Origin of the sequence: Pseudoxanthomonas mexicana (assembly GCF_010093385.1) — a bacterium.
Taxonomy (GTDB): domain Bacteria; phylum Pseudomonadota; class Gammaproteobacteria; order Xanthomonadales; family Xanthomonadaceae; genus Pseudoxanthomonas_A; species Pseudoxanthomonas_A mexicana.
Window position 1 is genome coordinate 1 of sequence record NZ_PDWV01000042.1, and the last position, 12,541, is coordinate 12,541.

Below are 12,541 nucleotides of genomic sequence, written 5' to 3' on the forward strand. Positions count from 1 at the left end.
GCTCGATCACCTGCTTCACCGCTTCGGCCCGGAACTCATCTGTGTACTGCTTGCTGTTGCCCATAAACACCTCGGTCATTGCCATCAATTATGGCAACCGGATGTCTACGAAAGGCTGGCCGGTCCATGCGGAACTGCGACGGCGTTAGCAACTCCCCCACCCCGGTGGCTCGCTAGCATGGTGGCTCTCCGCCACCGCCGCGTCCGTCCCGTACAAGGAGTGTCCATGCCCCCCCATGCCGCCGCCGCCTTCGCCGGCACCTGGCACCTGCTCCCCGAACAATGCGACTACCAGCTGGGGCACCCGCCGCGCAGCGGGCACTACCGCCTCGCCTGCACGGAAGACGGCATGCTCTCGATCAGCTCGGAATGGTTCGGCAAGAACGGCAAGCGGCATCGCGCCGCGTTCGGCGGCCGCGCTGACGGGGCGCCCTATCCGTTCCACGACACGCCGCATGCCGACGCCCTGAGCTTCGAATCGGTCTCGCCCACGCTGCTGCACTCCACCACCTGGCACGATGGCCGCGAGGTGCAGTGGTCGGAACGCGAGCTGGTCGACGGGGATACGCTGGTGATCCGCATGCGCGGCCATCTGAGCGACGGCCGCAGCTACACCAATGTCGGGGTGTTCCGGCGCCAGGCGGACTGACCCGCAGCCTGTACGTCCCGCACTCCGCAACGGCGAAGGGCGCCCTTTCCGGGCGCCCTTCGCTTGTTCCACCCTCAGGCGCGGATACGGCTCAGCGGGTCTGCACGCAGTTCTGCAGCCACAGCACCCGCTTGAAGTCGTCGTAGCGCAGGAACTGCCCCTTGAACGTCACCTTGTCGCCCTTGCGGAAGGTCAGCACGTTGGCCAGCTGGTTGGGCTTGAACAGGCAGGCCACGCCCACGCGCGGCTCGTTGTCGCCCGGCACCTGCAGCAGCCCGGAACCCTGCTCGGGGATGTCGAAGGAAACGTTGTAGTCCTGGCCGTCTTCCTGCACGTAATCGACTCGACCGCGCAGGGCGTAGTGACGGCCCTTGTGGCGTGCCGTCACGGCCACCGCATTGCCCTTGGCCTCGCGCGCGATCTCGCGCGAGAACACGTAGACATCCTTCACCGTCACGTCGGCGTTGTTCTGCGTCTTCGCCCCCTGCGCGGCCGCCGCACGGCCTTCCTTGCCGCCCTTCACCTTGGCGAGCAGCTGACACATGTACGGACGAATCGCGTCCTGCTTGGCCATCTGGCCCTTTTCGGTCTTCACCGTCATCTGCACGGTGGCGGCACCGCCCTCGGCGCTGATGGCGATCAGCGTGGGGATGGCGCGCGTGGTGTTGGTGGAGCGCTGTTCGACCAGCATCGTGCCGGTCTCGGCATCCTCGGTGATCACGTCCATCTTCTCGGCGATCATGATGCCGCGCATCTGACCCATCGCGTCCTTGACCGACAGATCGGGCACGGTGACGCGGCTGGAGAAGTCGGTACCGGAGAATATGCTGCCGGACTTGCTGAAGTTGTCCTCGCATTCACCCGCGAAGGCGGCGGGCGCCACGGTCGTCAGAGCGAGCGCGATGGCGGCAAGTAGCTTGTAGGTCATGTGGTCCTCACAGAGTGGAAGTGTCGATCGATCCGGTACGACGGGCACCGCTTCCTGCCGGCGCCGGCGCCGGCTCCGGCGCCCCGGCATTCTTGCAAGGGGCGAGTGCCGCCACAAGCGCGTCGACCTACAATGCGGACTGCACCCACATCACACTTGGCGACCATGGCCTCTGCCCGACGCATCCCCCGCACGCTGGTCCGCCTCGCATTGCCGGTCCTGTCGTTGACGAGCGCTGCAGCGGGCGCGCAGGCCGATGCACCGCTCCGGACGCTCCCCGCCCAGGTGCAGGCCGACGTCGCCGCGATCGCGGAGCACCTGTCGAGCGTGCAGGAGGCGGCACCCGCGCTTGACTGCGACAAGGCCGTGGAGAACGCGCGCTGGGGCGTGGACACCATGCTGGAGGTGAGCGGGAAGAACCTGCGCAGCGGCTACCTGAGCCAGGCCGCCTACGACGCCGCCACGCCGGCGCTGGAGGCGCTGCTGGCCGTATTGACCGTGCAGGACTGCCAGGCCGCCACCGGCGCGCGCCGGGATTTCTACCAGTGCATGTCCAGCGCCTACAACCATGTCTATGCGTGCGGCAAGGCGCATCCCTTCGAACCTTGACCGTTCGCATGCGCGCGGCCACCCTTCCGGCATGAACATGCGCGTCGAGATCCTTTCCACAGCGGCTTCCTTCGAGGCCGGGCGATGAGCGGGCCCGAACTCACCGGCTGGGTACGCGAAGGCACCGAGGCGGCGATCCCGATCGCACAGGCGCTGGCCGTCCTGCTGGCCGCCTGGCTGCTGTTGCGCGTGCTCCGCCTCGTGGTGAAGCGCCTGTGCGCGCACTACCACCTGCCGGCGCAGGTGGCGGTCAGCGCGCGCCGGCTGTTGGGCGTCGTGGTCTACGTCTCGGCGTTCATGGTCGCGCTGGGGCGGCTGGGCGTGTCGGCCAGCGTGCTGTGGGCTGCCCTGACCGGCTTCACCGCGGTGGCCGCCGTCGCGTTCTTCGCCGCCTGGAGCGTGCTGTCCAACATCTTCTGCAGCGTGCTGATCCTGACCACGCGACCTTTCCGGGTGCACGACCACATCGAGGTGCTGGAGAGCGGCGACAAGCCCGGCCTGCGCGGCCGTGTCATCGACATCAACCTGCTCTATACGACCCTGCTGGAAGAAGACGCACTGCGCGGCGACACCGTGCTGCAGATTCCCAACAGCCAGTTCTTCCAGCGCACCACGCGGCGCTGGCGGTCGGGCCCACCGCCTGCGGCGTCGTCGCCGGCGTAGCGCGGGGATCAGGCCGCTACGGCCCACCGCCGCGGCGCGGCGCGCGCGTCCGTCCTGAACACGGCCACCGATTCCGACAATGCGTGGGCCTGTTCTTCCATCGAACGGGCCGCGGCCGAGGCCTCCTCCACGAGTGCCGCATTCTGCTGCGTCGCCTCATCCATCTGCATGATGGTCAGGTTGACCTGCTCGATGCCCGCCGACTGTTCCTGCGAAGCCGCCGATATCTCGGCCATGATGTCGGTCACGCGCTGGACGCTGGCGACGATGTCGCCCATCGTGGCGCCGGCCTGATTCACCAGCGCCGCGCCATCGGCGACCTTGTCCACGGACGTTTCGATCAGACCCTTGATCTCTTTCGCCGCGTCCGCCGAGCGTTGCGCCAGGGTACGGACTTCCGAAGCCACGACCGCGAAGCCGCGACCCTGCTCGCCGGCACGCGCAGCCTCCACCGCGGCGTTCAGCGCCAGGATGTTGGTCTGGAAGGCTATCCCGTCGATGACCGAGATGATCTCGGCGATCTTTCGGGATGACTGCTCGATCTGGGCCATGGTGTCCACGACACGCTCCACCGTAGCGCCGCCCTCCGACGCGACCGAGGCGGCGCTGATCGCCAGTTGATTGGCCTGGCGCGCGGAGTCCGCGTTGTGGCGCACAGTGGACGTCAACTCCTCCATGGACGCCGCCGTTTCTTCAAGATTCGCGGCCTGTTGTTCGGTACGGCGCGCCAGATCGCTGTTGCCCGCGGCGATCTCGCTTGCCGCGGTGTTGATCGCCATCGATGCCTGCTGGATGCCACCGACGATGTCGGTCAGCTGGGCCACGGTGGCGTTGGCGTCGTCGCGCATGGTGGCGAACACGCCATGGAAGTCGCCCTCCATGCGCGCGGTCAGGTCGCCACGCGCGATCGCACGCAGCAGCTTGGAGACGTCAGCAAGGTTGCCCTCGGTGGTTTCCATCAGACGGTTGAGTCCATCGACCATCGCCCGGAAGTCGTGTTCGTAGCGCGCCGCGTCGCCGCGCCGGCTGAAATCGCCGGCGGCGGCCGCCTGCGCCAGACCACGGATCTCGCCGTTGATCGCCGACAGGTTCGCCTTGGTGGTACGCATGGCCTCCGTGAGCGCCGCCTTCTCGCCCGGCAGCGGCTCCATGTCCATCGAAAGGTCGCCTATGGCATAGCGCTGCATGAGCTCGACGAGCCGCTGCATCACGTCCAAGTGGGAAGTCACCAGCGCGTTGGCGCCGCGCACCATGCGACCGTATTCGCCCGGGAAATGCGTATCGTCCATGCGATAGCTGATCCGTCCCTCGTCGTGCTGCTTCGCCATCTCGCCCTGCTCCGCGATGACGCCTTGCAGGGTGGAGGTCATGTTCATCATCGCCGTGCCGAGCTGGCCGATCTCGTCGCGACTGCGCACGTCCAGGCGCCGGTCGAGCCGGCCCTCGGCCACTGCGCGCGCGGCAGCCGCCGCATCGATGACCGGGCGGATCACCGAACGCCGCAGCCACCATGCCAATAGCAGCACCAGCACGACGGCGGCGGCGAGGGATAGCATGGCGCACCATACCAGCGTGCTTCGTGCGTCCTGCGAGCGCGCGACCACGGCCTCGTCCCCGATGCGTTTCGTCCGCGACACCAGCGCTTCAAGGGTCTCGCCCAGTTGGCGATCCATGCCCTTGACCAGCGCATCGCCGGCCTGAGTGTCGTAGCCGGCAGCGGCGAACTGTTCCAACGCGGCGCGATAGTTGCGCTCTAGTTCCGCATGCTGGGTTGCGAATGCAACGGCGAGATTGCGGGCGTGCGGATCCGCGAGTTCGCGCGACAAGCGCTCGGCCAGCAGGGCAACTTCCCGCCCTTTGGCATCGAACGCACCCACGTATTTGGTGCGTTGTGCTTCGTCATGCCCACGGATCAGGATGTTCTTCCACTCCTGCACCTGCACGCGGAATTCGCGACTCAGTCGCTCGCCGTCGGCCGACTGTGCGACCTGCACCGGCACCTCGGTGGACAAGCTGAACCAGGCCGAGCCCAGGCCGGCAAGCGCGCAGAGCAGAATGACGGCCAGGCCCAAGGCCAGGGCGCCCAGCAGCTTGGTCTGCAGGCCGAAGGAACGGGAAACAGGGGACGACGCCATGGGGGGTGCGATACGGGAAAGGAAGGCACTCCCTTAGCGGCACCGGACACCGGGAGTTGAATGATTACGCGCGCGGTGCTCCGTTTCGGGAACCGCCGCCTCAATATTTCATCCAGATGACAGTTTTATGCGCCGATCTCAGCGCGACGGTTCACACACGACGCCGTTCGCGGTCTCTCCCGCGCGCAGCGTCTGCCGCGCCCAGCCGTAGATCAGCAGGCCGGCGACCGCCATCGCCGCGCCGACGTAGCCCGTCGAGGTCCAGCCGAAACCAGCGGTGATCGCCATGCCGCCCAGCCACGGACCCAGCGCGTTGGCGGTGTTGAAGGCCGCGTGGTGCGACGCTGCCGCCAGCGTCTGTGCATCGCCGGCCACGTCCATCAGGTGCGACTGCAGGATCGGCCCCAGCGCGCCCATCAAACCGATGCCCACGGTGGCCAGCAGGATCGTCGGCAGCGTCTGCGCCATCAGCGGGAACAGCAACAGCATCGCCGTGGCCCAGACCAGGACGATCCATGCGCCGCGCAGCTGCATGCGGTCGAACAGCCAGCCGCCGACGAAGTTGCCGATCACCCCGCCCACGCCGAAACCGGCCAGGCCCAGCGGTATCCACGCCGGGGCCACCCGCGTCACCTGCAGCATCGTCGGCGCGAGATAGCTGAAGACCGCGAACATGCCGGCGAAGCCGATCGCGCCGATGCCCAGTGCCTGCCAGACCGGCAGGCGGTGGAAGGCGCGCAGTTCGTCCAGCGGATGCGCCTTGGCGCCCTCGATCCCCCTGGGCAACCAGATCGCCAGCAGCGTGGCGGTCGCCAGCGCGATCAGCGCGACGAAGGCGAACACCCAGCGCCAGTCGATCACCTGGCCCAGCCAGGTCGCCAGCGGATTGCCGATCAGGATGGCCAGGGTCAGCCCCAGCATCACCAGACTGATCGCGCGCCCACGCTTGTTCGGCGGGCTGATCGCCACCGCCGTCAGTGCGGCCACGCCGAAATACGCGCCGTGCGGCAGGCCGGCGATGAAGCGGAACACCAGCAGGCTTTCGTAGGTGGGGCCGAGCGCGCTGGCCAGGTTGCCGAGGGCGTAGAAGCCCATCAGCGCCAGCAGCAGGGTCTTGCGCTTCCAGCCCGCGCCCAGGATCGCCAGCAGCGGCGCACCGACGACGACGCCGAGCGCATAGGCGCTGATCAGGTGACCCACCTGCGGCTCGGTCACGCCCAACGAGGCCACCATGTTCGGCATCAGCCCCATGCTGGCGAACTCGCTGGTGCCGATGGCGAAACCGCCCAACGTCAGCGCGAACAGGATCAGGCCGATCTGGCGGGGCGTCAGCGCGTCGGCGACGGACGAAGAGGAAACGAGGGGCGGTGCGACATCCATCCCGCCATTATGCTGCAGCGCAACAGCAGGGGTCGACCCTGCGGATGGAACGCTGCGGCCTCAGCCGCCGCGGTACTCGGCCATCACCGCCTCGGCGTCGGGATTGGCGCGGGCGCGCTTGCGCACGAAGACGATCGGGATCGGCCCGTTCATCACCGACATCACCCGGTTCGCCTCGTCCTGCGACGACAGCGTGCTGAAGTTCGCGCTCTGCGACCGCGTGTACGGAATGCCGGCGTCGTCCAATCGTCGCGCCAGCGCCTCCGCCCGCTGCGCCGCGTCGGACGGGCAGTTGGCGGGCGCGAAGATCACCACGTGATGGCCGGACTGTCCGTCCGGCAGCGGGATGTCGACGAACCCGTGGCGGCTGGGCGCGCCGGATTCCGTCGCGGCCCCGCCGGTGACGCGCGCGGCCACCGCCTTCACCGCATCGCGCGGCAGGTATTCGCGCGCGGCCAGCACCGCCAGCGCCGCCACAGCGGCGAAGAAGCCCACCTTCAGCACGTTCATCGCCACTGCCCCGCGCGCGCGATCACTTCGCCACGAACTTCAGCGGCCCGGTGTACTGCGGCCACGCGATCGAGGCCGGGCCGCGCACGTTCAACGGCACCGGCGTCGTCGCGTCCGCATCGCCCACCACGCTGGCCAACAGCGTGGGGACGTAGAACGTGCTGCCGAAGATGGCGTCCTTGCCGATCACCGGATCGATCGAGAGCGTGGGGGTGCTGCCGGGTTCGATCCGGAACACTACCGCGTCCTCGTTGAAGAACGCGCCGCGCTCCAGCACCTTCTTGACGCTGAAACTGGTATGCATCTCCAGGCCGATGCCGGTCACCCGGTACTCGCCGGCGGGCAGCGACACGCTCTCCTGCTGGCCGTAGCGCGTCAGGTGGTTGATCGGGAAGTCGATGACCTGCTTGCCGACCATCGTGAACACGATCTTCCCGTCGCGCAGGCCCCACTCCAGCCCGCCGCTCTTGAGCTGCTCCACGGCCTTGGCCGGCAGTTCCCTGTCGCTGCGGAAGGGCTTGACCTCCACCACCAGCGTGCCCGTGGCCGGTTCCGCCGCGGGTACTGCCGCCTGTTCCTGCGCCGACGCAGACACGACCACACCTACCTGCAGCAGCAGGCCCGTTATCCAGTTCCGCATGTGTTCCCCTTGGAGACGCCCCCCGGCGCGCATGCCCTATTCCAGCGCACTCCGCCGGGTCGCGCAATCGGCGCCCCTGGCCGCACGCCCCGGCGCCTCGGGGCGCGGCGCTAGAATGCGCACATGAACACCATCCTGATCCCCGTCTCCATCGGCGAACTGGCCGACAAGCTGTCCATCCTGGAAATCAAGGCCGCGCGCATCGACGATGCCGGCAAGCGCGCGCATGTGCAGGTGGAACTGGAGGGTCTGCGCACGCTGTGGGACGCGCAGGTGGCGGCGCAGGCCGACCTGGCAGGAATGAAGGACCAGCTGCGCGCGATCAACGAGCGCATGTGGGACGTGCAGGACGCGCTGCGCGCGAAGGAAGCCGCGCAGGCGTTCGACGCGGACTTCGTCGAACTGGCGCGCTCGGTGGCGCGCCACAACGGCGAGCGCATCCAGGTGAAGAACGCCATCAACCGCCTGGCCGGTTCGCGCTTCATCGAAGAGAAGCAGTACCAGGCCTGAGGCCGCTCATGCGGCGCCGTGGCGCTGGCGGATCACCTCCAGCCGCTCGCGGTAGTACAGCGCGTCGGCGGCCACCTTGGGCGGATGTTCGGCAAGCCAGTCCAGGGCCTCGCGCAGGAGCGCCGCCTTGTCGGCCTCGGGCGCCTCCAGCGCGGTATCCACGCGGTCCAGTTGCAGGATGACGTCTTCGCGGGTGCTCGGGGGCATGGGGCACGTGTCCTTTCAGGGAGGGCCCCCACCGTAGCGGCGGGTCCGTATGCGTGGCGTCATCGCATGCCCGGCGGGCCGCCGCCTGCGGGCGGACCGCATTCCTGCGACGGAAGGCGCAGCCGCCGGGCCCGGCTTGGCGGTAGAGTCGCGGCATGAGTGTGCGCACGATCGTCGAGCATGGCTGCCCGCTGACGGTACAGACGCTGGAGCGCGTGGATGCGCTGGGCGCGACGTACTGGCAGGCGCGGGCGATGTTCCGCACCGCCTCGGGCCAGGCGCGCGTGGACGTGGTCACCCGTACCCGCCACGCCACGCGCGAGGCCGCCGAACGCGCAGCGCTGGCGCTGGCGCGCGACAATGGCTGGGGGCGCGCGTAAGTCGTCGCCGCGGCATGCGGCGGGGAGCGCTCCGGCAGCGCGCCATGCCACCTACAGGAATCCCATGATCGACCGCGACGCACTCCTTCGTGATGGCTATGTCCTGCTGCGCGGGGCCATTCCGTCCGACTGGCTGGACACGCTCCGCGCCACGTTCGACGACGGTGTCCTGCCCTCGCATGCCTGGCCGGTGCCGCGCGGGCCCGGGTGGCGGCATGCGCTGGTGGACCTGGACCCCACGATACAGGCGGTGTGCCGGCTGCCCGCGGTGCTGGCCGCGGCCGGTACGCTGATCGGCGAGCGCTTCTTCCTGGCGCAGGTGGAAGGCCGCGAGCCGCTGGAGGGCGCCGGCCACCAGGGCCTGCATCGCGACCTGTCGGCCGAGCGCTGCGGCGATACCGTCAATGCGCTGGCCTTCTTCGCCGACTACGGCCCGCACACCGGCGCCACCCGCCTGGTGCCGGGCAGCCACCGCCCCGCGACCCGCGACGCGGCGCTCGATCCGGCCGACGAAGCACGCGCGGTCCAGCTGTCCGGCCACGCCGGCGACATCCTGGTGTTCGACGCCGACCTGCTGCATGGCGCCAGCCTCAATCCCAGCGGCGCGCGCCGCCGCTCCATCCTGTTCGGCTTCTTCGCCGAGCCGCGCCATGCCGCCCCCCTCGCCACGGCGCACCTGCGCAACGTGCGCATGGCCACGGACGAACGCTTCGATCCGGCGCCGTGGCCACCGGTCGCACCGACCGCGTAGGCCCTCCTCGGCACGCGTGGCGCGGCCAGCGAAGTGGTAGCGTGGCCGTCCTGAGGCCACGGGCCGCCATCCAGGGGGATGCACCATGAGACCGTTGTTGCCGGGTTGGCCGACATGGGGGTTCTTCGTGCTGGCCGGACTGGCGCTGCTGCGCGCGGACACGCCGTCGACGCCGGTGCGCACGCACGTTGCTGCTGCGCCTGCCCACGCCCCGGCGTCCGTCATGGACCCATCGCGCCAGGGCGTGCGCACGGCGCGCGCGCCCGCCGGTGGCAGGCGCGGTCCGCCCACCACGACGGCCGCACCGGACGACCCGTTCGCGCCGGTGTACATCGTGACCTCCGACGCGACCTGGCAGGGCATCCGCGGCCTGGCCCGTGGTGTGGCCACGCCGCGCGACAGCACCGGCATGCCGCTGGTGATCGCCGAAACCCGGGCCGCTCGCCTGGGCGAGATCAGCCGCTACGTACACGAGAACGAGCGCCGCTGCGGCGGCTACTTCGCCTTCCCCGACCGCGCGCAGGCCGAGGCCTTCGTGCGTGGCGACCGGGCGAAGCTGGCCATGGCCAAATCGGCGCTCGCCCGCTACGCGCTGGACAACCAGACCACCGTCAGCCGCTGGCTGCCGCAGGTGCAGGAACAGCGCCTCTACGACACCATCAACCACCTCTCCAGCTACCGCAACCGCTACTACGCCAGCAGCCACGGCAGGACATCGGCCGAATGGATCCGCGACCACTGGCAGTCGCTGGCCGCCGGCCGCAGCGACGTCACCACCGAGCTGTTCACCGCCTGCAGCACCTGCAGCACGCAACCGTCGGTGATCCTCACCATCCGCGGCTGGGACCTGCCCGATGAGGTGGTGGTGCTGGGCGCGCACCTGGATTCGATCAACGGCAACACCCGCAACGACCCCAACCAGCTGGCACCGGGCGCCGACGACGACGCGTCCGGCATCGCCACGCTGACCGAGACGCTGCGCATCGCGCTGGCCGACGGCTGGCAGCCGCGGCGCACGGTGAAGTTCATGGGCTACGCGGCCGAGGAAGTCGGCCTGCGCGGGTCCAACGCCATCGCGCAGTCGTTCCGCGCCAGTGGCGTCAACGTGGTCAGCGTGCTGCAGGTGGACATGACCAACTACAAGTCCGGTGCGGTCACGGACATGAAGCTGATCAGCGATTACTCCAACACCGACCTGAAGAACTTCTTCGTCACCCTGTTCGACACCTACCTGGCGCCGATGGGACTGACGCGCAGCAACACCGCCTGCGGGTACGCCTGTTCCGACCATGCGTCGTGGACGAACGCCGGCTATCCGGCGGCGATGATGTTCGAGGCCGGCGATCCGGGCGGCAGCTTCCCCTACATCCACACGCCGTACGACACGCTGGCGACGATGGGCGAGTCGGCGCAGCACAGCGTCAAGTTCACGCAGTTCGCGCTGGCCTACCTGGGCGAAACCGCCAAGACGCGCGGCCGGGTGACGGGCGGTCCGGCGCAGGTGTTGCCGGCGCAGTGAGCCGGGGGCGCCCTGCCCGCCGTGCGGGATGACGCAGGGTGTGCGATGGCGGGCTTCAGCCCGCCCTACGTTCCGGAGACCGAGATGAGACACGCGTTCGCGAACATCGCCTTCACCCCTGCGGTCCGCGAGGTCCAGGCGCGCGACGGCAGCCGCGCGCAGTACGCACGCGCCTTCGAATCGGGGGACGAGGTCCGCAATGCGGAGCTCGGGCCGGACGAAGCGGCGTTCATCCATGCGCAGCGGAGTTTCTACATGGCCACCGTGTCGGAAACGGGCTGGCCGTATGTGCAGCACCGCGGCGGCGCGCCGGGTTTCCTGCGCGTGGTCGATGCGAAGACGCTGACGTTCGCCGACCTGCCCGGCAACCGGCAGTTCATCAGCGTGGGCAACGTGGCCCAGGACAATCGCGTGGCGTTGATCCTGATGGACTACACGCACCGGCGGCGGCTGAAGCTGCTGGGCCGGCTGAGCGTGGAGGAATCAGCGGGCGAAGCGCGGACCGAACGCACCATGACGATCCACGTGGAGGCCTTCGACTGGAACTGTCCGAAGTACATCCCCATGCGGTTCGAAGCCGACGATGTGCAGCGTGCGCTGGATGCGCGCGACCGGCGCATCGCGGAACTGGAAGCGCAGCTGGCAGAGGCCCGGCGGACGTAGGGTGGGCCCTGGCCCACCGTCCGGATCGCGCGGCGACGGAGGAGAAGGCGGGCCGGCGCCCGCCTTACGGACGGCCGTGCAGCGCCACGTTCAGGCGGTCCACCACCATCGCCCAGTCGGCGTCGTCGAGGCGTTCTTCGCGCAGCAGCTGGGCCTGGGCGGGCGTCCAGAAGGGGGCTTCTTCGAGGCGCATGCCGTCGGGCAGCGGGGAATGGGTGGCGATGAACTGCTGGATGCTGGCGTGGTCGTCGGGCAGGCCCAGTTGGGCGAACAGTTCGGAGAAGGGGTGGATGGCGTGTTCCATGGTGATGCCTCGTGGGAGAGGCGTCAGGGTAACCGTGGCGGTGTGAAGCGGGTGGTGGACCCGAATCGATGCACGCAGCCCGAGGGAGACCACTGGCCCGCCTTGCGGCGCTCGCTCGCGAAATTCACTGCCGACGGCGCGGTTTAACCTGGACGTACTGGCGTTCGTCCCCGGTTCGCTGCCCCTTGGGATCGATGTTGGCGCACACACGGTCGCCGCAGATGACAACATCGGAGGCGTAATAGGCTTCGAGGACGGGGATCGCATCCTCGTAGCGTTGCAGCTCCTCCTTGACGGTGGAGAGCTCCCGACGGTAATAGCCCAGCACGACCCAACCGACAAGCAGCACCAGCAGCAGGATTGCGGCGGCCGCCGCGAACCACATCCAGACGGTCTTGCCAGCTCCGTGCAGCTGCGCGAATGCCGCCGATACGGCGCGGTCGTACTCCCTGGCGACGGGCGATACCGCTTCCTTGGCCTCCGTGGCGATCCGGGCGCTGGCCCCGCTGACAATCCCTGTCACTTCGTGCCTGAACTGGCTCACCTGCTGTTGCAGCGATTGGATCTGCTGACTGAACGAAGCACTCATCTGCGCTTCGCGCTGGGCCATCTCCGAGCGCAGCATCAAGATGGCCTTGATGGCGCTTTCCGCGTCTGCGTTGTTCATCCTTGTACTCCTGCGCGTGGGTGGTG

16 protein-coding genes are annotated in these 12,541 nt (G+C 68.8%); 8 read left to right on the plus strand and 8 right to left on the minus strand.

Annotation, left to right across the window (positions count from 1 at the left end):
• Positions 1-226 precede the first annotated feature (226 nt).
• Positions 227-649, plus strand: a complete 423-nt coding sequence (locus tag CSC76_RS14160) for a hypothetical protein (protein ID WP_162110642.1) — start codon at positions 227-229, stop codon at positions 647-649.
• Positions 650-740: 91 nt separating this feature from the next.
• Here the strand turns inward: CSC76_RS14160 and CSC76_RS14165 are convergent, their stop codons facing one another.
• On the minus strand, positions 741-1,577 hold the full coding sequence (locus CSC76_RS14165) for a hypothetical protein (RefSeq protein ID WP_162110643.1): 837 nt from the start codon (positions 1,575-1,577) through the stop codon (positions 741-743).
• Between the two features lie 165 nt (positions 1,578-1,742).
• Between CSC76_RS14165 and CSC76_RS14170 the strand changes: the two genes are divergently transcribed.
• Together CSC76_RS14170 and CSC76_RS14175 are read left to right on the plus strand one after the other, a co-directional pair.
• On the plus strand, positions 1,743-2,186 hold the full coding sequence (locus CSC76_RS14170; RefSeq protein WP_162110644.1) for a hypothetical protein: 444 nt from the start codon (positions 1,743-1,745) through the stop codon (positions 2,184-2,186).
• A gap of 84 nt (positions 2,187-2,270) precedes the next feature.
• A complete protein-coding gene (locus CSC76_RS14175; protein ID WP_162110645.1) occupies positions 2,271-2,849 on the plus strand; it encodes a mechanosensitive ion channel family protein in 579 nt (192 codons plus the stop codon).
• A gap of 8 nt (positions 2,850-2,857) precedes the next feature.
• Here the strand turns inward: CSC76_RS14175 and CSC76_RS14180 are convergent, their stop codons facing one another.
• The 4 genes from CSC76_RS14180 to CSC76_RS14195 all read right to left on the minus strand — a co-directional run bounded on the left by CSC76_RS14180 (position 2,858) and on the right by CSC76_RS14195 (position 7,514).
• Entirely contained in the window at positions 2,858-4,984 is a 2,127-nt protein-coding gene (locus CSC76_RS14180) for a methyl-accepting chemotaxis protein (protein ID WP_162110646.1), read from the minus strand.
• Between the two features lie 138 nt (positions 4,985-5,122).
• Entirely contained in the window at positions 5,123-6,364 is a 1,242-nt protein-coding gene (locus CSC76_RS14185) for an MFS transporter (protein WP_162110647.1), read from the minus strand.
• Between the two features lie 60 nt (positions 6,365-6,424).
• Positions 6,425-6,874, minus strand: a complete 450-nt coding sequence (locus CSC76_RS14190) for a hypothetical protein (protein WP_162110648.1) — start codon at positions 6,872-6,874, stop codon at positions 6,425-6,427.
• 22 nt (positions 6,875-6,896) lie between these two features.
• Complete coding sequence (locus CSC76_RS14195; RefSeq protein ID WP_162110649.1) at positions 6,897-7,514, minus strand: hypothetical protein; 618 nt, start codon at positions 7,512-7,514, stop codon at positions 6,897-6,899.
• Positions 7,515-7,637: 123 nt separating this feature from the next.
• Between CSC76_RS14195 and CSC76_RS14200 the strand changes: the two genes are divergently transcribed.
• Positions 7,638-8,024 carry a DUF6165 family protein gene (locus CSC76_RS14200; RefSeq protein ID WP_162110650.1) on the plus strand — a complete coding sequence of 129 codons (387 nt, stop codon included), beginning with the start codon at positions 7,638-7,640 and terminating at the stop codon, positions 8,022-8,024.
• 6 nt (positions 8,025-8,030) lie between these two features.
• Here CSC76_RS14200 and CSC76_RS14205 read toward each other — a convergent pair whose 3' ends face one another.
• Positions 8,031-8,231: a hypothetical protein gene (locus tag CSC76_RS14205; protein ID WP_162110651.1), complete on the minus strand. Its 201-nt coding sequence runs from the start codon at positions 8,229-8,231 to the stop codon at positions 8,031-8,033.
• A gap of 155 nt (positions 8,232-8,386) precedes the next feature.
• On the opposite strand from CSC76_RS14205, the gene CSC76_RS14210 reads away from it, so the two are divergent.
• From CSC76_RS14210 to CSC76_RS14225, 4 genes are all read left to right on the plus strand, one after another.
• Positions 8,387-8,611, plus strand: a complete 225-nt coding sequence (locus CSC76_RS14210; protein ID WP_162110652.1) for a hypothetical protein — start codon at positions 8,387-8,389, stop codon at positions 8,609-8,611.
• A 64-nt stretch (positions 8,612-8,675) separates the two neighbouring features.
• Positions 8,676-9,362 carry a phytanoyl-CoA dioxygenase family protein gene (locus CSC76_RS14215; RefSeq protein ID WP_162110653.1) on the plus strand — a complete coding sequence of 229 codons (687 nt, stop codon included), beginning with the start codon at positions 8,676-8,678 and terminating at the stop codon, positions 9,360-9,362.
• Between the two features lie 85 nt (positions 9,363-9,447).
• Entirely contained in the window at positions 9,448-10,881 is a 1,434-nt protein-coding gene (locus tag CSC76_RS14220) for a M20/M25/M40 family metallo-hydrolase (RefSeq protein ID WP_162110654.1), read from the plus strand.
• Between the two features lie 84 nt (positions 10,882-10,965).
• On the plus strand, positions 10,966-11,544 hold the full coding sequence (locus CSC76_RS14225) for a pyridoxamine 5'-phosphate oxidase family protein (RefSeq protein WP_162110655.1): 579 nt from the start codon (positions 10,966-10,968) through the stop codon (positions 11,542-11,544).
• 64 nt (positions 11,545-11,608) lie between these two features.
• Here CSC76_RS14225 and CSC76_RS14230 read toward each other — a convergent pair whose 3' ends face one another.
• Together CSC76_RS14230 and CSC76_RS19130 are read right to left on the minus strand one after the other, a co-directional pair.
• Positions 11,609-11,848 carry a DUF2789 domain-containing protein gene (locus tag CSC76_RS14230; protein WP_162110656.1) on the minus strand — a complete coding sequence of 80 codons (240 nt, stop codon included), beginning with the start codon at positions 11,846-11,848 and terminating at the stop codon, positions 11,609-11,611.
• Between the two features lie 124 nt (positions 11,849-11,972).
• The gene (locus tag CSC76_RS19130; RefSeq protein ID WP_238394986.1) at positions 11,973-12,515 is read right to left on the minus strand and encodes a hypothetical protein; all 543 of its coding nucleotides are present in this window, start codon (positions 12,513-12,515) and stop codon (positions 11,973-11,975) included.
• Positions 12,516-12,541: the final 26 nt, after the last annotated feature.